We start from the raw sequence: 23,203 nt of genomic DNA on the forward strand, positions 1-23,203 counted from the left end.
CGCAGGGCGTTGAGAGCCGGGCCAGCTGCACAGGTAGGCAATCGAACCAGGTCAGGTTCGGAAGAAAGCAGCCTTAAGATTAGCCTGCCCGGTGCGGCCTGTTCACCCGGCTCTGAGCGCCCTGCGCCCTTTCAAGTGCCCCCACGGTGGGGATAGGATGAGTGCCCTATGGCCTACGTTGCGCTCTATCGCAAATACAGGTCGCAAAATTTCGATGAACTGATGGGGCAAGATGCCGTCACAACGACCCTCCGTAACGCCATCGCCACGAAACGGTTTGGGCATGCCTATCTCTTCTATGGCGCACGCGGATGTGGAAAAACCTCTACAGCTCGCCTGTTCGCTCGCGCCCTGAACTGCGAAACCGGGCCAACCCCCAATCCCTGCGGAACCTGCCGCTTCTGCATCGCCATTCGCGAAGGTACCTGCCTTGATGTCGTTGAGATGGACGCCGCCTCGGAAACGGGTATTGACGACGTTCGCGAAAAGGTTATTGAAAACGTGCAGTACGCCCCGAGCGAAGCGCGATACAAAGTCTATATCATTGATGAAGTGCACGATCTCTCGGCAAAAGCTTTCGATGCCTTGCTAAAGACCCTTGAAGAGCCGCCCGCCCACGTTGTGTTCATTCTCGCGACCACAGAGTTTCATAAGGTTCCCATCACTATCCGTTCACGCTGTCAGTGCTTCCAGTTCCGGCGAGGCAGCTTGCAAGACCTTGGAACGGCCATCGAGCGCGTGGCGAAGGCGGAGGGGTTTCAAATTGAACCGGATGCCGTTCATCAAATTGCCCGTGCTGCCGAAGGCTCCTGGCGTGATGCGCTCTCCCTCCTCGAACAGGTTATGGCCTATTCCGAAGGAACTATCACCGCCCAAACCGTACAGCAGGCCATCGGCGCCGTGGACTTCCATACGCTCGCTCGTGTAACACAAGTGCTTACCACCGAAGACCTCGGTGCCGTTTTCAGTCTGGCCGGTGAGCTTCTAGAGGGAGGTGCCGATGCGCGTCAACTGCTCGCCTCACTCCAAGGCCATCTGCGTGACCTGGCCGTTCTTGCCGCCGGCGCTAAACAGGCCGCCCTGCAAGAGATGGGTGAAGAACGCGTGAAATGGCTAGAGCCACAAGCACGGCGCTTCACCACCAACACTCTTCTTGAGATGATGCGTGTGCTCGCCGAAGCCGAACAGGAGGTGCGCTTCAGCAATCATCATCGTTGGATCATCGAGCGCGCTTTTGCCACTCTCCATCGGCTTGCGCATGAATCGCCTTCCCCAACACCTGCTCCGGAACTCGCTGCGGCTGAACCTGTTGGCACCAATGAACTCGCTTCCCCTGCGCCTGGCCCGACTCCGGCCTCTGCAACGGCCACTCCGGTGCCAAAACCCACGCCATCCGGTGCCACTTCACCCCAATCTGAAAAGCCATCGCCTGCCGCCGAATCCGACGATACGCCCCCTTCCGATCCATCGCCCAAAGCCGACGCTCGCTTCGCCGAAGAGGTGAGCCTGGAAGTTATCCGTCGTGCCTGGCCAACCGTCGTGGAGCGGTTCGGGAAAACAAGCCCAGGAGGCAAAGCCTTTCTCGAAAAAGGGGAAGTGGTAGACCTACAGGGTCAACAGGTAGTGCTTGCTTTCAAAGATGACTTTGCCAGAGAGCGTATACAGACCAAAGGGCGTGAGCTGCTTATAAAAAAACTCAATGAGGTGCTACGCACGCAGGGACTGCAGGTCGTGTGCATTCTCTCGGAAGAACAGGCCTCCCCTCCCACGATGCGACTGCAATCGCCACAGCCTTCCACCCTATCGCTCACACCGTCTCTGCAACCGGAAGCGACGCGTTTGCCCACAGAGCGCATCAACCCTCCGGTCGAAACGCCGTCCCAAACCCCATCGGCGGAAGAAAGCAACATATTTACCGCCCCCCCTGCCCCGGAACAGGAGCTTGACCCGTTCATGGTGGAAGTGTGCAAAGTTTTTCCCGTCGTTGAAGTAAAAGAAGAGCCTTTAACTCGTAACGGAAAACAGAAACCAAACTCTACACAAGGAGACCAACAATCATGACTCGTTTTGGTGGACTGCCGGGCGGCTTTGGCATGGGCGACTTCCAAAAGCTGATGCAACAGGCCAAACAGATGCAAGAGAACGTCGAAAAGATGCAGGAGGAGTTGAAAAACGCCCAGTTTTCCGCCGAAGCCGGCGGGGGCATGGTCACCGTAACCGTCAACGGCTATGGACAACTCATTGGAGTGAAAATTAAACCCGACGTTCTCCAGATGGGCGATGTGGAGCTTATTGAAGACCTCATTGTTACCGCCAGCAAGGAGGCGGCCCAACTCGCCCAAAATGAGCAAGAGGCCCGTGCCCAAGAGATTACCGGAGCACTTGGCCCCATTCCACCAGGACTGTTAGGTTAAGGAACGTATGCTGCACTACCCAAAACCGTTGGCAAAGCTTGTCGCCGAGCTAGAGCGATTGCCGGGTGTCGGCCCTAAATCGGCACAACGAATGGCTTTTTACCTTCTGCGCCAGCCGAAGGAAGAAGCAGCAAAGCTCGCCGAAGCCATTCTACAGGTCAAGGAGACCATCCGTCTCTGCAAAGAGTGCTCGAATTTTACCGATCAAGAGCTTTGTGAAATATGCCGCGATCCCGAAAGAGATCGCACACTGCTTTGCGTCGTTGCCGAAACCCGCGACCTGATCGCCATGGAAAAAACCAACGAGTATAACGGCCTGTACCATGTTTTGCAGGGGCTGATCTCGCCAATGGATAACATCACCCCGGAAATGTTGCGCATTCGCGAGCTTTTTCCACGTGTGGCCAATGGCGTTCAAGAGGTCATCCTTGCCTTTAACTCAACGACCGAGGGACAAACAACGGCGCTCTATCTCGCCAACCGACTGAGACCGCTCGGTGTGAAGGTAACCCAAATTGCCCATGGCCTGCCGGCAGGGGGTGAGTTAGATTATGCCGACCAGGCAACCCTCATCTCAGCCCTCCAGTGGCGTCGTGAGATTTGAGAGAGGCTAACTCCTTCACCACCTGCACGTTTGAACCTACTTCCCTGTTTTAACGTAAGCTAATTTAAAGACAACTGTTAAAGAGTGGCTTGGAGGCGATAGATGGCGTTTAACACCATTGAAGAGGCAATTGAAGACCTAAAGCGGGGCAAGGTGATCATCGTCGTGGACGATGAGGATAGAGAAAACGAGGGCGACTTTGTCGTCGCTGCAGAAAAGTGCACGCCCGAAGTGATGAACTTCCTCATCACCTACGGCAAAGGCATTCCTTGCGTCGCCACCACCCGCAAACGGCTTGAGGAACTGCAGTTGCCCCCAATGGTGAGCGAAAACACCGCACGTCTCGGCACCGCTATGAGCGTTACCGTGGATGCGCGCCATGGCACAACTACCGGCATCTCTGCCTATGATCGCGCCCGCACGGTGGCCGTTTTCGTAGACCCCAACGCCAAACCTTCCGACCTCATGCGGCCAGGCCATATCATCCCCCTGCAAGCGGTAGAAGGCGGAGTTTTACGTCGCGCGGGGCATACGGAGGCGACAGTAGACCTCTGCAAGTTGGCCGGGTTTCAACCGGTAGGTGTGCTTTGTGAGATCGTCGGCGAGGACGGCAGCATGGCCCGATTGCCGGAACTACAAAGGCTCGCTCAACGCTTTGATCTCAAGATCATCACCGTAGCCGATCTCATTGCCTTCCGTCGTCGCACCGAGCGCCTCGTCCGTCGCGTGGCCACCACACGGCTTCCCACACAACGCTACGGCGAACTCATTGTTCATGCCTACGAAACCGACCTAGAGCCTACAGCCGTTGTGGCGTTCGTGAAAGGCGATCTGCAAAGCGTGGAGGCTCCCCTCGTGCGCGTGCACTCCTCCTGCGTCACCGGAGACCTGCTCGACTCGCTTCGCTGCGACTGCGGCAGCCAACTTCAGCTCGCCCTTCAAAAGATAACCGAAGAGGGTTGCGGGGCCCTTATCTACCTCGAACAGGAGGGACGCGGTATCGGGCTTATCAACAAACTGCGTGCCTATGAATTGCAGGAGAAAGGAGCGGATACGGTAGAAGCCAATGAGCTGCTCGGCTTCAAACCCGACCTGCGCGACTACGGCATCGGCGCTCAAGTGATGGTGGATTTGGGCTTGAAGAAGATTCGCTTCATGACCAACAACCCGCGCAAAGTGGCCGGGTTAGAGGGATATGGCCTTTCTATTGTGGAGCATGTCCCGTTGCGTGTCCCTCCAAACCCGCATAACATCGCCTACCTGCGCACCAAGCGCGAGAAGCTCGGCCACATTTTTACCCCGGAAGACCTCGTTCTTCCCGATAATGCGGCCGAGCCGTCCACGACTGAGGCCGTTGCAACAAAGGAGGAAAAATAATGAGCTTACCACCAACCTATCGCACCATCGAGGGACATCTGTCCGCCCAAAATCTGCGGTTCGGCATTGTGGTAAGCCGCTTTAACGAGTTTATCACCAAGCAACTTCTCGATGGGGCGCTCGACACTTTAAAACGTCATGGAGCCCAACCCGATAAGATCGAGGTCGTTTACGTGCCGGGGAGCTTTGAAATCTCTTTGGCTGCCCATGCTATGGCGCGTTCTGGCCGCTTCGATGCCCTTATCGCTCTCGGATGCATCATACGAGGCGCCACCGACCACTACGAATATGTGGCCTCTTCTGTGGTTAACGGCCTCAACCGCGTGATAGAACGCACCGGCCTGCCGATCGCTTTCGGAATCCTCACAGTGGAGAACATCGAGCAGGCCATTGAAAGAGCGGGAACGAAAGCGGGTAATAAAGGGTCAGAGGCCGCCCTTGCCGCCATTGAAATGGCCAATCTACTACATACCATCCTTTCAGAGGGAAGTTCAGGCGAAAGAAAAACGGTATGAAAACAGCACGCTATATCCCAACGCTCGTCGGCTTTATCGTTGGTACCCTTGTCGGCGCTCTTATTCTTTATATCGTCTCTCCACATCCCCTAGCACTCGATCAGGCGCGCCGCCGCGCCATTGCCATTCTCTCTCAACCGCCGAGAGGGGTGCCTACCGAGGAATCGCCCATCGTCTCCGCCGTACGACGCATCGCACCGGCCGTTGTTAGCCTCGATACGGTCGGCAAGGAATCGGCACGAGATGACCGCGGACTGCCTTTTTACATCGATCGGGAAGTTCGCAGCCGTGGGTCAGGGGTCGTTATCTCACCCGATGGGTTCATCGTCACCAACGACCACGTGATTGATGGGGCTGAACGCATTCGCGTGGTCTTTCCCGACGGACGCGATTACTACGCCCGCGTAATCGGGCGCGATGCCTCTAACGATCTCGCGGTTCTTCGCGTGCCGGCTTCGCACCTTATTGCAGCAGAGTTCGGCGACTCCGACCGTCTTGAAGTGGGTCAAACCTGTGTTGCTGTTGGCAACCCACTCGGCCTTGGCTCCACCGTTACCGCAGGTGTGATCTCTGCACTGCATCGGCAGCACCTTCAGTTGAGCGAAGGGCGCTACCTCGATGGCGCCATTCAAACCGACGCCCCCATCAATCGAGGAAACTCCGGGGGGGCGCTCGCCAATACGGCCGGCCAACTTATCGGCATCACCACCGCAATTCTCAGCTCCGACCCTAACGGCGGCAATATCGGTTTGGGCTTCGCCATCCCTTCCAATAAGGTGCGAAAAATAGCCCTACAACTCATTGAACATGGAAAACCCTCCGAACCGCATAGCAAACGCCCTTGGCTGGGTGTGGTGCTGGGGCCGGTGCCGGAAAATCTGGCTAAGGAGCTTGGGCTTGGCCTGGAGCAAGGCGCCTTCATCGCCCGCGTTGAGCCGGAATCCCCTGCAGATACCGTCGGCTTAGAGGAAGGCGACGTGCTTTTGAAGATAGATGGCCATGCTGTTATGGGTGTGCAAGATGGGGTAGAAGCCATTCAGCAGCACAAGCCCGGAGATAGGGTACAACTGCTTATTCTAAGGCCTGATGCCCGTGGCGAACGGAAAGTTACCGTTACCCTTCAACCCTTCCCCGAAGGCGTCATTGCCGATCCCGATTTAGAAAACCCATGAAAATCGCCTTCATAAGCTACGAGTACCCACCCGACACCGCGGATGGCGGCATCGCTACCTATGTACAACAGGCGGCCTCGCTCCTGGCACAGCGCGGGCATCATGTAGAGGTATTTGCCGCAAGCCGTCAACGTACTAGCTCCACGCAGGAAGATGCCTTCTACGTTCATCGTCTGCTTACCCCTGACCGCGCCGAATTTCCTCGCCTTATCGCACCTGTCTTCCTCCAGCGACACTGTGAGGTGAACTTCGATGTGCTCGAAGGCCCCGACTATCAAGCGGAGGCTTACGAGGCCGTCCGCTTGGTCCCAAATATTCCTTTCGTAGTACGCCTCCATACCCCTAACTTTCTCGCACGCCGCGTACGGGATGCACAGCTACCGCTGCGGCAGCGAGTCCGCCTTCGCCGCCGGGCGGTACGTCATGGACGGAAGCCAACATGGAATCCCTACAGCGCCCTTCACCACATCGAACGTGTTTATCTCTACCAGGCCGACGAGATCGTAGGCATCTCGGAGGCCATAACCAACCTCGTCACCAAGATGGCCCACCTCGATCAAAGTCGTATCTGTTGCATTCCCAACCCCTATGTGCCAAGCCAGGAGCTTCTCAATATCCCTCCAGATACCCGCACGCACACCATTACTTTTCATGGACGCCTGCAACTGCGCAAAGGCGTGCTCGATCTAGCCAAAGCCATCCCTAAAGTGCTGCACCGATTTCCACAAGCTCGCTTTCGTCTTGTGGGAAGACCTCTCGACTCACCCTGTCCCTCGCTAGATATGCGCGCCTACCTTATGCGGCAACTCTGGGCATGGCGTGATCGTGTGGAGTTTCATGACCCGATTCCTCTCCGGCAAATCCCCGCCCTGCTTGCAACCACCGACATCTGTGTGTTTCCAAGTTTGTGGGAAAATTTTCCTTACGTCTGCCTAGAGGCAATGGCCGCCGGTAGAGGCGTAATAGGCAGCCATGCAGGAGGAATGAAAGAGATTTTAGCCTCCGGAGATGTCGGCCTTTTAGTGCCTCCGAATCGCCCGGATAAGCTGGCACAGGCCATCCTTAAACTTCTCCAAAATCCCTCTCTACGCCGGGAAATGGGTGCTAAAGCAAGGGAGAGAGTGCTCCAGGAATACAGTGCCGAACGCATCGGCCCTCAGCTCGAAGCGAGCTACTTACGCGCCATTGCAAGACGAAGACAGCTAGGCCCACGCCTAGACCTCGGGGCTAGTTAGCCCATAACGGCCTAGATGGCCTTGGGCACGCTAAGCCCCAACAGGTGAGGCTCAAAGTTTGGAAACACGCTGTCTAGATGTGCGTTCCGCAAACGGTGAAGCAGGATGTCGGCCAAGGCATCCCGATAATCGGTCGTGACCCTCAAGTCTCCGGGGCCTTCTAACCGCTCACTTTGTAGCCCGGGCCACTTTGCATAAACTTTTCCGCCTCGAATCCCTCCACCCATCACCATCATCACCCCGGCCCGTCCGTGGTCGGTGCCTCCTGCAGCGTTTTCATAGGCCCGACGCCCAAATTCGGTCATAACAACCACCGTTACTCCGTTTGTCAGCGGCCCTAAATCGCATAGGAATGCGGCCAAGGCCTTCGCCAAAGCGCTCAGACGCGATGCCTGCCAGCCCACAGCCCCGCCCTGTTCAACGTGAGTATCCCATCCGGTCATATCAAGACAGGCAACTTCTAAACCGATGCGCCCCTTAATTAAGCAGGCTACTTGCTCCAGTCCGTGCCCTATGTCGTCTTTTGGATAGATCGCTCCATGCTCAGGCCGATAGTGTTCCGGATCGAGAGCATGGATGGCTTCCATAGCCTTTAGCGATGCCGTTCCCGCCTGCATCAGGGTTCGCTCCTCCGAGGACTGAGCGCCCGCCATATCGTACATGCGGTGCAGTGTATCCTGCAAAGCGGATAACCGCTTGGCCTGCAACTCCCTATGAAACACCCGGTTATGGCTGCCCGTAGGCAAAGAATAGGCAACAGATAACGAGAAATCCGACAAGGATTGAAGCACCGTTGCCCCCGGCGCCCCCCGTAACGATTCCGGAAGCGTGTCGGAGACGGCTACGGCGCGCAACGGTGCAACCTCTTTCGTCTCCGTTGTCAATAGATGTCGGGCCAACCACCCGCTCGCCGCTCCACCCGCATCCTCAGCAAGCCCTCTCTCCATGGCGGCCATGGCTTGAAAGTGGGAGCGCGTATGGTCGCCAGAGCCTATTGCATGAACGAAGGCAAGTTGCCCCTCTCGCCAAGCCGGCCACAGCGGTGAAAGAGCCGGATGAAGGCCGAAAAAATCGTCGAGCGGCAGAACACACTCCTTGGCGCTTCTCTGAGAACGCTTCGCTTTGGGAATGGCCAGGGTAGGACGCAGCCGATAGTAATCATCGTCGCCATAGGGCACCACGATGTTCAGTCCATCGGCACCACCCCGCAAAAAGATCACTACCAACGTATCGGGGCCTACCTCATGGGCACGAGGCCCGATGGTCACACTCGTCAAAGCCGAGCGGTCAGCCCGCATCCCCTCGCCCGTAGCCGAGCGAAGGGTTGAGCCACTCAGCGTTTCTCGATAAGGAAGCGACTTCGGCATCGTTCTCCTATCCTTTCCACTGAAACTCTGGGGCGGCAAGCATCAACGCCACAAGCTCCGCCCGACATTCCTCGTTTGGAACACCGGCCGATTGGGCACGCCGGAAATGACTTTGCAATAATCCTCGAACCCTAACAAGCTCTGCAGCATCCGCAGGGCGTCCAAAAACGGTTTCCAAATAGATATCCACCATCTGCTCCTCCCGACCATTCCGCGCTTTCAGCGGGGCTTCAAGATCGACCTGGGTTTGCGGGATGCCCTGCGTTGCCAGTGCTAAAGCGAACTGCCATCTTGGCAATAGAGCGCTCGCCCAGGCCGAGGTCTTCTCCGGGAACCCGTCGGGCATCGGCCATTGATAAAGCGGCTGCCCCATATTCTCTAGATGGGTTTGTAAGCCACTTCCCGCATCGGTTTCTGCAGCCAAACACCGTACGGCGGAGACCACGAGGTCAAGAGGGCGCTTCAAAACCGGCTGGCACCGCTCGGCATGGATCAGCCCATCTAGCAAAATAGGCCTCAACAGAGCGCGAATGGATGTATCGCCCTTCAAATAGGCCCGCGCGGCTCGCTCCACCAACTCTGGCGGCTCACTGCCGAGGAAATGACGACACAGTTTGGCGGCGAGGAAATGCGCCGTGGCAGGATGGTGTGCAAGCGCACTGAGTACCTTTTCACCGTCCCGTTGCCCCCCATTGGGGGAAAGGGAGAGATGGAGAAAAGGTATCTGTTTGGCGCCCTCATCGTGCCACTGCGGTCGAAAAACAAATTGCGCTTCGCGAAATCCACTGCCAACGCTCCACCCAGTAAAACAGCGTGCCACCTGCATAATGTCGTATTGGGTGTAGCCGCTGTGCACCCCCACCGTGTGAAGCTCCATCAACTCCCTTGCATAGTTCTCATTGGGAATGCCCTTTTTATTATCTCTATTGTCTAGATAGGTCAGCATGGCGGGGCTAGGGGCAGAGGCCTGCAACATCTCCTCAAAACGGCCAAAGATATGCGGTCGAATCACGCGCTCTGTGTCGGTGGGAATGAGGGCACGTCCGTCGAGTTTCAATGCATAAATATTGAAATGGTTCGTCCAGAAATCGGCCATCACCTCCCGTAGCTGATGACGACTGTAGATCGCTCGTAACAAGGCGGCTTTGCCGGTCTCGATCACCAATTGCTCGTTTGGCTCTGCAAACAGCTCATTGGGGTCATCTCGCTCGGTTTGAAGGGTATCTAAGCCACGCACATGCCATGCAAGATAGGGGTCTTCCGGCATCGCATCGGCCAACTGATCTTCAAGCCAAGGGGCGATACCCATACCGGCGACGGTAGTAACCAGCCCGGGTGTGGGGCCGAAGGCGGCGCGATTCAACACCCGCCAAACGTCGGCGGCAAGCCGGGCGTTGCGGGGTGGTGGCAACCATTGCGGCGGTGAAGGAACGATGCCCAGCGATGTGGGCGTTGGCAAATGGCAGCCGGTTCCTAACAATAACGCTCCAGATGCGGCTCCCCCGGCTTGTAAGCAGCGCGTAAACCACTCTCTTCGAGAAATCCGCAAAGAGCTAAAACCCCCCTGCACATCCACTCTCATGGTGGTGCTCCCTTAAAACTAGCTTAGTGGTTTAATCCCCCATGTGTAGGCTCGCTGCCAGAAAGAACGGGCGGTAATGGGGTAGGATGTAGACGGCGCTCCGGCCATACCGCCAAAAGACCGGCCCCTAATGCAAACACAATGGCCAATGGGGCGAACAAAAACCACCCGATAAAGGGAAACCCCATTGCCAGGCTGAGCGTGAGACTGCCTCGCAGCAGATTACGAAAGTTCGGTTTATCTACCTCCGGTTCACCACGTCGTCCAATAAGTTGGGCAATGCCTGCCGCACCTAACACCAACAGAGCACCGAACAGCTCAAGGCTGCCAAAACCAAACAGTTTGGCAACGGGGTTTCCCGCCCGGAAAAGGTTAAAACCGACGGCTATGCCGATGAGGAGCACCAGCCCTAGTACAAAAGAGCGCACTTTTGAGGTCTGTAGATGGTGCTCCGCTACCTGTGTGGCAGCAGGTAGCAGAAGCGCCACAGCCATCAGCAGACCGGTCCAAGTAGCCATTAAGGTGAGCAACGTTACAACTGTTGCCTGCACCGCCGCAGTAGTCATCTGTTCATCTCCTATCCCTAATCTAGTGAAGCTAAAGAGATTACTCCGTTTCCAAATGTTTGGTTTCAGCAATATTCTCTAGAAGTTCAAAACTCAGTAAAACTTTTGGGCGATGTCTTCGTCTATACCTCACGAAGGAACCAGCGGTTCCTTCCGAACATACACCATTCAAAAAACTCTATTCCCTCAAAGGAGAGAAAACCTATGAACCGTCGAACGTTTCGCAGTGGGCTAGCGGCCCTTGCCTTCGCTTCGATTGCGCTGTTGGGCTTTGCAGCGCCGAACGCACGTGCGCTTCAAGGCCAGCCCCCTTCTGCACCGAGCGGTCAACAACAACGCCCACATCGCCGTAACAACGGGTTTCTGCAGTTCCTCAATAGCCTCAATCTCAGCGATAGCCAGAAGCAACAGATTCAGGACATCATGAAAAAGCAGCGCGACCAGATGCGCCAGCTCCGTCAGGACACCTCTCTAACTCCGCAACAGCGCCGGCAAAAGGCGATGCAGATTCGCAAGGATACCGACGCGGCTATTCGTAAAGTTCTGAATGCCGATCAGCAGAAAAAGTTCGATGAATGGCTAAAGAAACAGGAACAGAATCGCCGTAACCGTCAACGCCATCGTAATGGGGGCACGCAAAACCCAGCTCCCAGCGGCGGCAATAACAGCAACTAACTCTTCCTTTCCTCCTAGAAGCCAGCTAGAGCAGGTTGCCTTGCAACCTGCTCTTAATTTACAGCCTCCAACTACTTGTTTTTCGCCCCGGGTTTAAAGAGGTGAAAAAAGTTTCGGGAGCAAAGATCGATTCTCGGTTATTCAAAAAGCAACCTGGCGTGGATAGGGCATTCGAGGGAAGGATGCAATAGCAACCTCCATTTTCCCCGAGAGGGATACCACAATACTCTTAGCCAAGTGGCACGAATATCTCCCGATTTAGCCAAGTCATTTGACCACTCCGCCGCTCATGGGCTATACTTAAAGGTGCTTTGGAACGTTATTTGCTGACTGTTAGGGCACAGGGAGGCGCACAGACGAAAGAGGAGGAGAATATTCGCGTGATAGAGCCGCAAGTCGTGCGGGAAATGGGTTTGAATGATGCAGAGTATGCCCGCATTTGTCAATTGCTAGGCCGAACACCCACACTGACCGAACTTGGCATGTTTGCCGTGATGTGGTCGGAACATTGCGGCTACAAATACTCCCGCCCGATTTTAACCCTCTTTAAGAACTACCGAGAAGCTCAAGCGCGGGGCGCCCTTGAAAACGCTGGCGTGGTGCCTCTCGACGAGCGGCTTGGCATCGTGTTTAAAGTTGAATCGCACAACCACCCCTCAGCCGTTGAACCCTTTCAAGGCGCGGCAACCGGTGTGGGAGGCATTCTGCGCGACATCTTTACGATGGGCGCACGTCCCATCGCCAACCTCAACTCGCTGCGGTTCGGCCCGCTAGAAGAGCCGCGCAATCGCTATCTCTTCGAACATGTGGTGGCAGGAATCAGTCATTACGGCAACTGTGTCGGGGTGCCTACGGTAGCCGGCGAAGTCTACTTCCATCCCTGCTACAGCGGCAACCCGCTCGTTAACGCCATGGCTGTAGGCGTGGTGGAGCGAACAAAGATCGCCCGAGCCGTCGCCGAAGGAGTGGGCAACCCCGTGATCTACGTGGGCAGCAGCACAGGCAAAGATGGTATCCACGGCGCCACCTTCGCCAGCGTGGAACTAGGGCCGGATAGCGAAAGCAAACGCCCCAACGTGCAGATGGGTGACCCCTTTATGGAAAAACTGCTTATCGAGGCCACCCTTGAGGCGCTTGCCTCCGGTTGCATTGTGGGCATTCAAGATATGGGGGCTGCCGGTCTCACCTGCTCCACCTGCGAAACGGCCTCGAAAGCCGGCACAGGTATAGAAATTGACGTCCGGAAAGTGCCTCTCCGCGAACCCAATATGACCCCGTATGAGATCATGCTCTCCGAGTCGCAGGAACGGATGCTCTGCATCGCACGTAAAGGAACAGAGGAGAATGTCATTGCCATCTTTCGTAAATGGGGGCTTCATGCGGTCGTCATCGGCCACGTCACAGGCGATGGGATGGTGCGCGTGCGCGATGGAGAGACCGTAGTGGCCGAAGTACCCGCTAAAGCGCTTACCGACTCTTGCCCTACTTACTACCTAGAGACCGAAGAACCTGATACCGTGCGCGCCCTTCAACGATTTAACCCGCTTTCCTTGCCCGACCCACACACCGAAGAGGCGGAGAGCACCGCCCCTTCTTGCTCGGAATGCCTGTTGCGTCTCTTAGATAGCCCCTCCCTTGCCAGCAAAGAGTGGGTTACCGAACAGTACGATAGCATGGTGCAAACTCAAACGGTCTATGCTCCGGGAGCCGACGCCGCCGTGCTGCGCATTCGTGGTTCCAAGAAGGGAATCGCGCTCACCATAGACGGTAACAGCCGCTACTGCTATCTTGACCCCTTCATCGGCGCTCAAATCGCTGTGGCGGAGGCGGCAAGAAACGTTGTTTGTGTAGGTGCGCGCCCCGCAGGCATCACCGATAATCTGAACTTTGCCAACCCGGAAAAGCCCGACCGGTTCTGGCAGTTTCGACGCGCCGTTGAAGGCATCGCAGCCGCCGCCGAGGCCTTCCAAATACCGGTAGTATCGGGAAATGTCTCTTTCTACAATGAGACTCCCGACGGCCCCATCTATCCCACCCCAACCATTGGGATGCTGGGCATCCTTGACGATCTCAGTCGCCGTTGCCAGCCGGCATTTCGACGCGAGGGAGATATCCTCCTACTTCTTGAGGCCTACCCAGACCCCTCCGGTGGTCTAGGCGGCAGCGAATATTTGAGCCTGATTCACGGCAAAGAGGCCGGCCGCCCACCACATATAGACCTGACCGGGGAAGAGCGACTACATAAACTGCTGCTTCAACTGATCGGCGAGCGCCTGCTGGCCTCTTGTCACGATATTTCCGAAGGAGGGCTGGCCGTTTGCTTGGCCGAGTGTGCCATTTTAGGGAACTTGGGTGCCCGGGTGCTCCTTTCACCAACCGAATTTACCCTGCCGCGTGCCGCCGTTCTCTTTGGAGAGGCGCAAGGGCGCGTGGTGGTCTCGGTAAAAGACGATAAAGCACTTAAACGGGTCGAGCATCTCGCCATTGAGTTCGACGTACGTCCCCGTTGGATCGGAACAGTCGGCGGCGACCGCCTTTACATCGCCCATGGAACGACAGACCTCATTGACCTGCCCATCGTGCAGTTAGCTCAAGCATGGCGTCAAGCCATTCCCCGCCGAATGCAAAGCGGCCACTCCGCGGCTTGAGAAAGGCTAGGGTAACAGATATGGATAACTATTTGCTAGAAGACGGGTGCAACCACCAGGACGCCGATAGCCCTAAAGAGGAGTGCGGAATCTTTGGCATCTATGCCCCGGGTGAAGAGGTTTCCCGCATCGCCTTTTTCGGCCTGTTTGCCCTTCAACACCGAGGACAAGAAAGCGCCGGCATCGCCGTGTCGGATGGCCACAACATTCGCCTTCATAAAGAGATGGGGCTTGTAACACAGGTTTTTAATGAAGAGAGCATTCGCGCCCTTCAAGGCATCAGTGCTATCGGTCATACGCGCTACTCTACCACTGGGTCAAGCGTGCTTTGTAACGCCCAGCCGCTTGTTGGTTTCTCAAGCTGTGGTCCCATAGCCGTCGCCCATAACGGCAACCTCATCAATACCTCTGAAATTCGCAACGAACTCGAAGCAGAAGGCTGCCATTTTGAGACCACCAACGACAGTGAAGTCATTGCCCAATTGCTTGCCCGGGTCTACCGTGGTAACATCGAGGCTGCCATGTGCGAAGTTATGGGGCGCATTAAAGGTGCCTACTCGCTTGTTGTGCTGACCCCTGAAAAACTGCTGGGCGTGCGTGACCCATGCGGCATACGTCCCCTGTGCCTAGGTCGACTGGGCAACGGGCACTATGTCATTGCTTCCGAAAGCTGTGCCCTCACCACCGTTGGCGCCCACTATCTTCGCGAAGTGGAACCCGGCGAGATCATCTCTATCGGCCAACACGGATTGCAAGAGATTCAGGCCGTACCCATGCAGCGGCGTGCTACCTGCCTGCTCGAATTTATCTATTTCGCCCGGCCCGATAGCATGCTCTACAACCGCACCTTGCACACCGTGCGCAGAAGAATGGGGCAAGAGCTGGCTCGCGAACATCCCTGCCCAGGCGCCCATGTTGTGATCCCGATCCCCGATACCGGCACCCCGGCAGCACTAGGCTACGCCGAGGTATCGCGTATTCCCTACGGAGAAGGCGTTATTAAGAGCCGCTACATTCAGCGCACTTTCATCCAGCCAAGCCAACGCATGCGGGATATGGGCGCGCGCATGAAATATACTCCTCTTAAAGAGACCCTGGCCGGCCGGAAGGTGGTTATGGTGGACGATACCATTGTGCGCGGCACCACAACCGATAAGCTCGTGCGAATGCTTTTTGAAGCCGGAGCCGCCGAAGTTCATGTTCGTATCACGGCACCACCGGTAAAATATCCCTGCTTCTACGGAATCGATATGGCCGACCAAGATGAACTCGTGGCGGCCCGTCATTCCGTTGAAGAGATACGTCAGCTTATCGGCGCAACCTCTCTAGGCTATCTATCTCTTCAGGGCGTTTTACGCGCCATTGATATGGGTCGTGACAATTTCTGTCGTGCCTGCTTCGACGGTAAATACCCGGTGCCCATTCCGCCACAGGTCAAGCTGACGAAGATGATGCTCGAAGAGCCAGTAAAACGCCTCGCCCCTGTGGGTACCGGCCCGGAAGAGAGCCTATTAGACCTAAACGATACCGAAGAGTAAGCCCTGGCCGTGGCACAAACCACAAGGAGGACTTTCTGATGGATATAAACAAACGCATCTCGCTGCCCGTTGTTCTTGTCGCCACAGGAGCCACAGCGGCTGCCGTAGCGGCCCGCCTTTATACGGCGAAGAGATCGGGGCAGAATGTGGCGGAACTGCTTACCGAGGCGCTTCTTGAAACCGAGGTGCTTCGCGAAGCCGTGCGCTGTCTGCCCGATAACTCCGCCACGGCACTTGGTCACTGCGCGGACTACCTGCTGCGATTTACGGCCGCTTCCATCGAAGGAGTGCCACTTGGGCTTCATCTCTCGTCCTCCCAATCTAGCATCACCAAACACCACCCGCACACCCAAGCCGTAGCTACCGTTGTTACAGGCGCTAACCCGCCCACCCTCCGCCTCGACTATGCCGTAGCGCTTCCCGATGGACCGGAAGTTCGCGGCACACGTACCTTCGGAGCAACACGCCTGTCGGGCCTTATGCCCGCGCGGCCTCTTACCGATACCCTTCAGATAAACCTTACGGGAAACTACACCGTGCAAATGGAAACCGAAATGGATGTTTATGAAAATTTGATCGGCTGGCAAACCCGTTGCAAAGGCACCGTCGTGGTAAGGGATAATCTCGGTAACGTTGGGCGCATTCAGATTACTCCAGATGGCTCCCTAATGGGCACAATCACTCGTGAGGGACGAATTGTGGGACGTGTGGAGGGAAAAATGCCCTCCGGTTTCCGATTCCGACCCTATGAACTCTCCGCCGAGGAGGGATCGAACCGATGAGCGACCTGCGTCTCACCTACCGCGATGCGGGCGTGGACATAGATGCCGCTAATGAGGCCGTCCATCGGATGCGTGAACATGTGCGCAGCACCTTCACACCTCAGGTGTTAACCGATATCGGCAGCTTTGGTGGCATGTTCGCCTTGAGCGGCATCGAGGGATATTCCGAGCCTGTTCTGGTCTCCAGCATTGACGGAGTGGGCACGAAAGTGAAGATAGCCGCTCAGCTAGGCTCGCATAGTAGCATAGGTCAAGACCTCGTCAATCACTGCGTTAACGACATCTTAGTACAAGGCGCACGCCCCCTCTTTTTCCTTGACTACTTCGGAACGGGCCGCCTCGTTCCTGTCGTCGCAGAAGAGATTATACGCGGACTATCGGAGGCCTGTAAAGCCGTAGGTTGCGCTTTGATCGGAGGGGAGACGGCAGAGATGCCGGGCCTCTATCCCGAAGGAGAGTACGATCTGGTAGGTTGCATCGTCGGTATTGTAGATAGACATCGTATTATTGATGGCACAAAGGTGGCCCCCGGAGACACCGTGATCGGGCTGGCTTCTAATGGACTGCATACCAACGGCTTTTCCCTGGCACGCAAAGCCTTGTTAGAAGGCCCAGAGCCTTTTTCTCTCTACCAGCACATTCCATGCTTGGGACGCACGCTTGGTGAGGAGCTGCTAGCCATCCATCGCTGCTATGCTCCAGCCATCCTACCCCTACTCACTTCCTTCGATATCCACGCCATGGCCCACATCACCGGCGGCGGCTTTTATGAAAACATTCCGCGCGTCGTTCCGCCCCACTGCTCCATCACCATCGATCGGCGTAGTTGGAAAGTGCCTCCTATTTTCACGCTTATCCAAGAAAAAGGAGGCGTTCCTGAACCGGAAATGTATCGCACGTTTAATATGGGCATCGGGATGGTACTTATCGTCCCCCCCGATCAAGCCCCCCTGATCGTAAACTACCTTAATGAGGCCGGTGAAGTGGCCTCTATCATCGGCGACATCCGCCAGGGCGTTCATGAGGTGATCATTATCTGATGCTTGAACCGACCCCCTCGTGTCTGTTATGGGACATTGACGGCACGCTGATTGATACCACTAAACTGATCGCGGCAGCACTCGATCATATTTACAACCGTTTCTACCATCGAACGCTTTCAGAAACCGAACTTCGTGCGCTTATCGGCACACCGCTTAAACACCAGATAAGGGTATTTGGCGAGCCGGAAGCCTTTGGCACAGACGAAAACACCGTCATTCGCGCCTTCATCGAGTACTATGAGGCGCATCGTGATCAGGAGCGCATTTTGCTGCCTGTGATCTCCATCCTCAAAGAAGGCAAGCGCCGTGGCTTTCCTACCGGCTTGGTAACCTCCAAAAATCGCGCCGAAATCGCCAACACTTTGCCACGCCTTAACATCGCGGACGATGTAGATGTGGTCATCACTGCGGACGATACCCCCAACCCAAAGCCGGCTCCAGATGGCCTCCTTGCAGCTTTAGAGTGCCTTCACATTCCTCTAGCGCAACGCCCTCTTGCCGTCTATATCGGCGATACCGTGCACGATGTTCAGGCCGCTCAGGCCGCGGGGATTCGCTCCATCGCGGTTACTTGGGGAGCAGCACCTCGTTCCCTTCTCGAAGCTCAAAAGCCAACCGCACTCTGCGATACTCCGGCAGCACTCGCCTGTCTGCTTTTCGGAACATCCTCCGTAACCGATTCGGAATCAACGATTTAGGAAAGGGTACCCTTCGATGTCAGCTCCACAACGTCTTCAAGGCTCTTGGATGGACTTCCAGCACCAGAATCCCCACGATGGGGACTACTGGAATGCAACTACTCGCCGTTTCACCGATTCACAGTGGCGAGGAAAGATTGCAGAAATGGCCCAGCTCAATTTGGAGTATGTGGTGCTGATGTCCTCCGCCTTAGACAACCGCGCTTTCTATCCATCTCGCATGATGCCACGCCACGATCTGGCCTGTGCCGACCCCATTGCCGCGGTTTTAGAGGCGGCTGAGGAGCATGGCCTCAAAGTTTTTGTTAGCGCCGGCTTCTACGGGCACACAACAGAGGAGACTAGCGACGCACCCGATTATCTCGCCTGGCATCAAGCTCTGGCGCAAGAGCTGCTAGAGCGTTATGGCGCCTCTAAGGCGTTCTATGGCTGGTATGTGCCCAACGAAGCCGAGATACGCGGCCATTTCAGCGATAACATGATGCGCTTCCTGCCCGCCTTCGCGCAGTACCTTCGTTCCCTCTCACCACACCACCGCATTCTCATCGCCCCCTACGGCACTCGACAGGTGCAAGAGGATGAAACGTTTATCGCCCAACTTCTAACCCTCGGCCAGGCCGGAGTGGATTTCATTGCCTATCAAGATGAGGTGGGCGTGAGAAAAACCAAAGTGGAAGAGCTAGATGCCATCTACGCTCGCCTCCATCGCCTACACACCCAGGCCGCCCACAGAGGCCCCACCCCAAAGCTTTGGGCAGATATAGAGCTGTTCGAGTTTGAAGGAGCAACCTATGCAAGCGCACTCATTCCCGCCAACTTCGACCGAATCCTACGCCAAATCGCAGCCATTGCTCCCCATGTTGAAACCATCCTCTGCTACCAGACACACGGGCTTCTCAACCCACCGAACAGCCCTCAGCACTGTGGTCACCCTAACTCCGTACGTCTATGGCAGGCCTACACGGCCTATTTGGCACAAACCTTCCCCTCGCTCGTCACACTAAACTACCCATGACGGCACCGAACCTCTTAAAACCGCAGAGACCTCCCGAAGAGGTCTCCATATTGGTCTGCGCAGCAACCCCGCAAGAGCTTGCCGCCTTTTGGCCTCACCATGAGGTCGCACCGATATCCCAGCAGATGGCCTGGGGCTATCAGGAAACGGTCGCTTGGACGTGCACAGGCGTAGGCATCCCCGCCACCTTCGCCACGCTCTACCCCCTTCTCGATTCGCTGCGGCCACGCCTATTACTGCACATCGGTATTGCGGGAGCCTATCCCCACAGCGGCCTTCAGATAGGCGACATCGTGCTTGCCGAATCGGAAACCTACGGCGACATCGGCTTCGAGTTGCCTCAACCTCCTGCTTTCCGCCCAATTCGCGAAGCCCCCTTTAGCCATTCCCTCTACACCACCCCTTTGTCCCTCGCTCTGCCCGATGAGTGGGTTGCCGCCTCAGCGGATATGCGCTTCCATGTGAAACGAGGTCGAGGCTGCACCGTCAATCAGTGCACCGGTACACCGGAAACGGCTCAGTTGCGCCGCTCCCTTTTTCAGGCCGATTTTGAAAGTATGGAGGGTGCTGCTGTGGCGCAGATCGGACATCAAAAGGGCATCCCTGTATGCGAGATACGTGCCATCAGCAATATGGCAAGCACACGCGATATGCGCCCTGAAAACATCCAACTTGCGCTGTCACATCTGCGCCACTACCTTCAGGCTTGCCGAGCACAGCACCGCCCCTAAGAGGCCATCAGGTTCTGCTGACGCCATTGGAGAAGCTCTCTGAGGTCATAGCCTATAACCGCCTGCGACCCAAAATAGCGTGCCGTGTTAAGAGCCGCAAGTGTATCGCTTCCGGGCTGCAACCAGAGATAAGGAATCTTCAAATGCCCTGCGATGCGCACGATCTCTAGCGCTTGTTCAGGCGATGTTGCAATGACCACGCAGTCAAGCGGATCGGCGATGTTATCCAGCGAGGGGTATACGGGGTCACCGTCAAGTTCACTTTGTTGTGGGTGCACCAAGTAAACACGATATCCTGCCGCTTTCAGCTGGCGATAGAGTTGAAAAAGCGCCTCGTCCGTAGTGCCATCCCCGCAAAGTGCGAAGCGCTTTTTATGAAGCACCTGTTCAGCAAGGGTGCGTAATGACACTCGTTCCTCCTTTTAACCCGAAAATATGTTGGCTCCTGTCTTTTATAGCTTACCCGTAAAGACCGCTGGTGTGATATTACAGCCAAAAACATCGGGCTTGATGGAAAGATACAAGCTTGCATCCGGTTTAACCCTTTGCTGATTCGGTGTTTTTTCGCGTTATCGCCTCTGGGCGGCCTAAGCGTCGGTTTTAGTGCTTATTGAACGCAGAAAGGTTCGCTATGGCGTATTCTATAAAGAGAGGGGAGAGAAGGAAGCAGACCATGTCTTTTTTTGAAAACGAATCGCAGCCGCAGCAGGAGAGAGTTCAGCAACAGATAGAGCCGACTGAGGAGCAGGTAGAGGCACATCGGCGCGAGGTCGAGAAGCAGATCGAGAGCCTTTTAGACACGGCCAAGAAACTGCGCCTTTACCGAAGGCGCATGTGGGCGGTACGTATTCTTTGGTTAGCTTTTATTGTCTTCTTATGCTACCTTACTCAGTTTAAGGTCATACAGTTTTGGTGGCTCTTTGCGATGGGCGGGGGGAGCGCCGCCATGGCCGAGCGCACGTTAAGCCGCTTGCGCGAGGAAGTTCATGCAGTGATCAAGGCAGGCGATCCGTGTGCCGTAGGTGCTCTCGCCTTAATGACGCGCGAGCGCGATATCTTCGTGCGCCAGGCGGCCGATAGGGCGCTGCGTCGCCTACTGCCTCAGGTAAAAGCCAGCGATGCCAAATATATTAACAACGAACAGATGAATGCCCTGCTGTTGCTTTTGGCCAGCAGCGATTCGGAGATGCAGGTAGCGATTCTGAAAGCCCTTGAACAGATCGGCGACGAGCGCGCATTAGTCGTGGTAGAGCAGTTAGCCACGAGCGATCTACCCGAAGTGAATGCGGAAGTGCGCGATGCGGCGCGCGCCTGTCTTCCCTATCTTCACGCCAAAGCTCGCCTAGCTGCCGAACGCGCCACCCTGCTCAGAGGCACCGTCGCCCCTGTATCCTCCGCCCAACCCGACGAACTGCTTCGCCCCACACTGCCATCTGCCATCCACTCCCCCCCCGAACAGCTTTTACGTGCCACCGAGCACGAAGCTGGGGAGGCTCAACCTCACGAAGAAGGGGAGGCTTAAGCCTCCCCTTCCTAACCCCTATTGGTTTGACCGATTTCAAAGCTCAACTGCGACGCGAGCTTCGACGTGCCTGTAACAGCCTTTCGGCCGTCTCCCTATCGGTGCAGAGGTCGTGAACGATAGGCTGTTTCCAGCCCATCGCCTGCCATTCAAGCACCGAGTAGATGGCATCGAACTTGGTAGCGCCGCCGGCAACAACAACCACCTTGGGAACCAGCATAAGCTGCTCTATGGTAACGGAGAGCAAGCGCTCGTTGATGGCCTGCACGTAGGACTCCAGCTCTTTCAGATCGCCGGGCGACATGTGTTTGCGTGCGGCCAAAGTGATAAAGAGGCGATTGCAGAGGTCGCCGACGGCGCAAGTAAATCCGGGCTTGCCGTTGTTGGTATAGCGCGCAATAAGATCGATCATCTTGCCCAACTCGGGCTGGAGGTTGCCCATCATCGGTTCATGAAGCCCTACAATAAAGCGATGGCCCGATTTGGGGCGCACACCCCCGATGCCAACGAGCGCAAGAGTGGGCACATACACATCGTCTTCCGCTGCAAGCCCTGTACTTGTGCCTAACGCCCTTTGTCGCGCCTTCTCCTCCCAAACCTTCGGTGAAATCCAGCGGCCTGGCCCTTCAGACAGCCATTCGGAAACCATCTCGGGCGTTTTTGCTGCCACCGGCAGGCTCAGGCGAATGAGCTGGGCATCTGGGAAGGCACGGGCAAGCCAAGAGCCGCTAATATCGGCATCCATAGCACGGCGAGCGTCGGGGCTTTCCATAGACCACACCTCCGCTGCGATATTGCCGTTCAACGACACCACTTTCACACCGCGCACGTTGCGCTTATCGTAGATATGCTTGTTGAACAGGCTCTCGCAGGTATAAAACACGGCTCTGCCAGAAGAAAGTGCCACAATTTCGTTCTGGCGAATGATGGTATCGAGATAGTCTGCGCACAGTTGGCCTAACGCCTGATGCAGGCGGTCATCGGCAAGGCTGCTTTCGAGCGTTTCGGAATGCCCCGACATATCGGCCACGATCGCCGTTTGCAGTCCATAGGCGGCCATCAGCTCCCGTTCGAGATGGTCTACACGCGGTGGTTTGAAGGGCGCGTTTTCATCAATGTGAACGCGCACGATTCCGCTATCGAGAGCGAATCGGTAGAGACGAGAGATGGTGCTTGCATCAATATGCGCTAAATTGGGCTCGGAGCTTAGCAGTTGTTGCAGAATCTCCTTCTGCTCCATTCGATCAACCAGTACCATCTTTGCAATGCGCGCCGCAAGCCGCCTTCGATCGGCCGGATCGAGCGCCGGGCGTCGCCCTCGTCGTTTTCCTGTGGTGGTCGTCATATCTGTTTACTTTTCCTTTCACATCAAAAGGCCTAGTCGCCTATTTCCACGTTGTTTGGCAATTATAAGTATAGCACATGCAAGCTCTAACTAAAAAGACCCACCGATTCAATTCTACGGGCTATCTAGCATGAGAATTTGCATCTTTTCCATCTCCTAGCTAAAAAGCTGCCCCTTCCGCCCTCTTTGTTGCCACCCTACCCCCGGCAGCAAGGCTATTTTTCCGCCAACGAACATCCTATTCTGTTTTTTTCTGTGAAAAACTAGCAAATTTTTGGAGAATCACTTGACACAACAAACACTCCTATGATATACTATAAACGAAGGTATCCTTCTTTCTCGTCCTCAATTGAAGTGTACCCAGGTGCGCGGAT

21 protein-coding genes and 1 other RNA gene are annotated in these 23,203 nt (G+C 55.9%); 17 read left to right on the forward strand and 5 right to left on the reverse strand.

The annotated features are described in order from the left end of the window. Positions 1 to 14: 14 nt before the first annotated feature. From ffs to VKV29_RS05955, 8 genes are all read left to right on the forward strand, one after another. An RNA gene (ffs, locus tag VKV29_RS05920) (signal recognition particle sRNA small type) lies at positions 15 to 115 on the forward strand. Between the two features lie 53 nt (positions 116 to 168). Continuing rightward, positions 169 to 2,061 carry a DNA polymerase III subunit gamma/tau gene (dnaX, locus tag VKV29_RS05925; protein WP_324200384.1) on the forward strand — a complete coding sequence of 631 codons (1,893 nt, stop codon included), beginning with the start codon at positions 169 to 171 and terminating at the stop codon, positions 2,059 to 2,061. After that, positions 2,058 to 2,414, forward strand: a complete 357-nt coding sequence (locus VKV29_RS05930) for a YbaB/EbfC family nucleoid-associated protein (protein ID WP_324200385.1) — start codon at positions 2,058 to 2,060, stop codon at positions 2,412 to 2,414. Before dnaX ends, VKV29_RS05930 begins: the two co-directional genes overlap by 4 nt. A gap of 7 nt (positions 2,415 to 2,421) precedes the next feature. Continuing rightward, positions 2,422 to 3,018: a recombination mediator RecR gene (gene recR / locus VKV29_RS05935; RefSeq protein ID WP_324200386.1), complete on the forward strand. Its 597-nt coding sequence runs from the start codon at positions 2,422 to 2,424 to the stop codon at positions 3,016 to 3,018. A 102-nt stretch (positions 3,019 to 3,120) separates the two neighbouring features. Further along, positions 3,121 to 4,395: a bifunctional 3,4-dihydroxy-2-butanone-4-phosphate synthase/GTP cyclohydrolase II gene (locus tag VKV29_RS05940; protein WP_324200387.1), complete on the forward strand. Its 1,275-nt coding sequence runs from the start codon at positions 3,121 to 3,123 to the stop codon at positions 4,393 to 4,395. Then, the gene (gene ribE / locus VKV29_RS05945; RefSeq protein WP_324200388.1) at positions 4,395 to 4,910 is read left to right on the forward strand and encodes a 6,7-dimethyl-8-ribityllumazine synthase; all 516 of its coding nucleotides are present in this window, start codon (positions 4,395 to 4,397) and stop codon (positions 4,908 to 4,910) included. Before VKV29_RS05940 ends, ribE begins: the two co-directional genes overlap by 1 nt. Then, positions 4,907 to 6,082: a S1C family serine protease gene (locus VKV29_RS05950; protein WP_324200389.1), complete on the forward strand. Its 1,176-nt coding sequence runs from the start codon at positions 4,907 to 4,909 to the stop codon at positions 6,080 to 6,082. Before ribE ends, VKV29_RS05950 begins: the two co-directional genes overlap by 4 nt. Beyond that, positions 6,079 to 7,317 carry a glycosyltransferase family 4 protein gene (locus tag VKV29_RS05955; protein WP_324200390.1) on the forward strand — a complete coding sequence of 413 codons (1,239 nt, stop codon included), beginning with the start codon at positions 6,079 to 6,081 and terminating at the stop codon, positions 7,315 to 7,317. The genes VKV29_RS05950 and VKV29_RS05955 overlap by 4 nt, the downstream gene beginning before the upstream one ends. An 11-nt stretch (positions 7,318 to 7,328) precedes the next feature. Here the strand turns inward: VKV29_RS05955 and VKV29_RS05960 are convergent, their stop codons facing one another. From VKV29_RS05960 to VKV29_RS05970, 3 genes are read right to left on the reverse strand one after another with little or no spacing between them, the layout of a single operon-like run. Continuing rightward, positions 7,329 to 8,684 (reverse strand): DUF1501 domain-containing protein, encoded by a 1,356-nt coding sequence (locus VKV29_RS05960; protein ID WP_324200391.1) that lies wholly within the window; start codon positions 8,682 to 8,684, stop codon positions 7,329 to 7,331. A gap of 7 nt (positions 8,685 to 8,691) precedes the next feature. Continuing rightward, on the reverse strand, positions 8,692 to 10,266 hold the full coding sequence (locus tag VKV29_RS05965) for a DUF1800 domain-containing protein (protein WP_324200392.1): 1,575 nt from the start codon (positions 10,264 to 10,266) through the stop codon (positions 8,692 to 8,694). 23 nt (positions 10,267 to 10,289) lie between these two features. Then, positions 10,290 to 10,832 (reverse strand): hypothetical protein, encoded by a 543-nt coding sequence (locus tag VKV29_RS05970; protein ID WP_324200393.1) that lies wholly within the window; start codon positions 10,830 to 10,832, stop codon positions 10,290 to 10,292. A gap of 204 nt (positions 10,833 to 11,036) precedes the next feature. On the opposite strand from VKV29_RS05970, the gene VKV29_RS05975 reads away from it, so the two are divergent. From VKV29_RS05975 to mqnB, 8 genes are all read left to right on the forward strand, one after another. Continuing rightward, the gene (locus VKV29_RS05975; RefSeq protein ID WP_324200394.1) at positions 11,037 to 11,507 is read left to right on the forward strand and encodes a hypothetical protein; all 471 of its coding nucleotides are present in this window, start codon (positions 11,037 to 11,039) and stop codon (positions 11,505 to 11,507) included. Positions 11,508 to 11,914: 407 nt separating this feature from the next. Then, positions 11,915 to 14,155, forward strand: coding sequence for a phosphoribosylformylglycinamidine synthase subunit PurL (gene purL, locus VKV29_RS05980; RefSeq protein ID WP_343217346.1), 2,241 nt, complete (start codon positions 11,915 to 11,917; stop codon positions 14,153 to 14,155). 20 nt (positions 14,156 to 14,175) lie between these two features. After that, positions 14,176 to 15,693 carry an amidophosphoribosyltransferase gene (purF, locus tag VKV29_RS05985; protein WP_324200396.1) on the forward strand — a complete coding sequence of 506 codons (1,518 nt, stop codon included), beginning with the start codon at positions 14,176 to 14,178 and terminating at the stop codon, positions 15,691 to 15,693. A 38-nt stretch (positions 15,694 to 15,731) separates the two neighbouring features. Further along, a complete protein-coding gene (locus tag VKV29_RS05990) occupies positions 15,732 to 16,475 on the forward strand; it encodes a hypothetical protein (protein ID WP_324200397.1) in 744 nt (247 codons plus the stop codon). Further along, complete coding sequence (gene purM / locus VKV29_RS05995) at positions 16,472 to 17,515, forward strand: phosphoribosylformylglycinamidine cyclo-ligase (protein WP_324200398.1); 1,044 nt, start codon at positions 16,472 to 16,474, stop codon at positions 17,513 to 17,515. The genes VKV29_RS05990 and purM overlap by 4 nt, the downstream gene beginning before the upstream one ends. Next, positions 17,515 to 18,216, forward strand: a complete 702-nt coding sequence (locus tag VKV29_RS06000; protein WP_324200399.1) for an HAD family hydrolase — start codon at positions 17,515 to 17,517, stop codon at positions 18,214 to 18,216. Before purM ends, VKV29_RS06000 begins: the two co-directional genes overlap by 1 nt. A 16-nt stretch (positions 18,217 to 18,232) precedes the next feature. Further along, positions 18,233 to 19,231: a DUF4434 domain-containing protein gene (locus VKV29_RS06005; RefSeq protein WP_324200400.1), complete on the forward strand. Its 999-nt coding sequence runs from the start codon at positions 18,233 to 18,235 to the stop codon at positions 19,229 to 19,231. Positions 19,232 to 19,281: 50 nt separating this feature from the next. Next, the gene (gene mqnB / locus VKV29_RS06010) at positions 19,282 to 19,962 is read left to right on the forward strand and encodes a futalosine hydrolase (RefSeq protein ID WP_324200401.1); all 681 of its coding nucleotides are present in this window, start codon (positions 19,282 to 19,284) and stop codon (positions 19,960 to 19,962) included. On the opposite strand, the gene VKV29_RS06015 is transcribed toward mqnB, so the two are convergent. Continuing rightward, entirely contained in the window at positions 19,959 to 20,372 is a 414-nt protein-coding gene (locus VKV29_RS06015) for a CoA-binding protein (RefSeq protein WP_324200402.1), read from the reverse strand. The two genes, mqnB and VKV29_RS06015, sit on opposite strands and share 4 nt — an antisense overlap. Positions 20,373 to 20,635: 263 nt before the next feature. Between VKV29_RS06015 and VKV29_RS06020 the strand changes: the two genes are divergently transcribed. Further along, on the forward strand, positions 20,636 to 21,484 hold the full coding sequence (locus tag VKV29_RS06020) for a hypothetical protein (protein ID WP_324200403.1): 849 nt from the start codon (positions 20,636 to 20,638) through the stop codon (positions 21,482 to 21,484). 43 nt (positions 21,485 to 21,527) lie between these two features. Here VKV29_RS06020 and VKV29_RS06025 read toward each other — a convergent pair whose 3' ends face one another. After that, a complete protein-coding gene (locus VKV29_RS06025; protein WP_324200404.1) occupies positions 21,528 to 22,829 on the reverse strand; it encodes a sugar-binding domain-containing protein in 1,302 nt (433 codons plus the stop codon). Positions 22,830 to 23,203 lie beyond the last annotated feature (374 nt).

Source organism: Chthonomonas sp. (assembly GCF_035294165.1).
Classification (GTDB): domain Bacteria; phylum Armatimonadota; class Chthonomonadetes; order Chthonomonadales; family Chthonomonadaceae; genus Chthonomonas.

Coding starts and splice junctions, on each gene's coding strand:
- VKV29_RS05990 (WP_324200397.1), top strand. CDS start 15,732: ATGGATATAAACAAACGCATCTCGCTGCCCGTTGTTCTTGTCGCCACA.
- recR (WP_324200386.1), top strand. CDS start 2,422: ATGCTGCACTACCCAAAACCGTTGGCAAAGCTTGTCGCCGAGCTAGAG.
- ribE (WP_324200388.1), top strand. CDS start 4,395: ATGAGCTTACCACCAACCTATCGCACCATCGAGGGACATCTGTCCGCC.
- VKV29_RS05940 (WP_324200387.1), top strand. CDS start 3,121: ATGGCGTTTAACACCATTGAAGAGGCAATTGAAGACCTAAAGCGGGGC.
- VKV29_RS06025 (WP_324200404.1), bottom strand. CDS start 22,829: ATGACGACCACCACAGGAAAACGACGAGGGCGACGCCCGGCGCTCGAT.
- purF (WP_324200396.1), top strand. CDS start 14,176: ATGGATAACTATTTGCTAGAAGACGGGTGCAACCACCAGGACGCCGAT.
- VKV29_RS05975 (WP_324200394.1), top strand. CDS start 11,037: ATGAACCGTCGAACGTTTCGCAGTGGGCTAGCGGCCCTTGCCTTCGCT.
- dnaX (WP_324200384.1), top strand. CDS start 169: ATGGCCTACGTTGCGCTCTATCGCAAATACAGGTCGCAAAATTTCGAT.
- VKV29_RS05950 (WP_324200389.1), top strand. CDS start 4,907: ATGAAAACAGCACGCTATATCCCAACGCTCGTCGGCTTTATCGTTGGT.
- purL (WP_343217346.1), top strand. CDS start 11,915: ATGGGTTTGAATGATGCAGAGTATGCCCGCATTTGTCAATTGCTAGGC.
- VKV29_RS05960 (WP_324200391.1), bottom strand. CDS start 8,684: ATGCCGAAGTCGCTTCCTTATCGAGAAACGCTGAGTGGCTCAACCCTT.
- VKV29_RS05955 (WP_324200390.1), top strand. CDS start 6,079: ATGAAAATCGCCTTCATAAGCTACGAGTACCCACCCGACACCGCGGAT.
- VKV29_RS05970 (WP_324200393.1), bottom strand. CDS start 10,832: ATGACTACTGCGGCGGTGCAGGCAACAGTTGTAACGTTGCTCACCTTA.
- VKV29_RS05965 (WP_324200392.1), bottom strand. CDS start 10,266: ATGAGAGTGGATGTGCAGGGGGGTTTTAGCTCTTTGCGGATTTCTCGA.
- VKV29_RS06005 (WP_324200400.1), top strand. CDS start 18,233: ATGTCAGCTCCACAACGTCTTCAAGGCTCTTGGATGGACTTCCAGCAC.
- VKV29_RS06020 (WP_324200403.1), top strand. CDS start 20,636: ATGTCTTTTTTTGAAAACGAATCGCAGCCGCAGCAGGAGAGAGTTCAG.
- VKV29_RS05930 (WP_324200385.1), top strand. CDS start 2,058: ATGACTCGTTTTGGTGGACTGCCGGGCGGCTTTGGCATGGGCGACTTC.
- purM (WP_324200398.1), top strand. CDS start 16,472: ATGAGCGACCTGCGTCTCACCTACCGCGATGCGGGCGTGGACATAGAT.
- VKV29_RS06000 (WP_324200399.1), top strand. CDS start 17,515: ATGCTTGAACCGACCCCCTCGTGTCTGTTATGGGACATTGACGGCACG.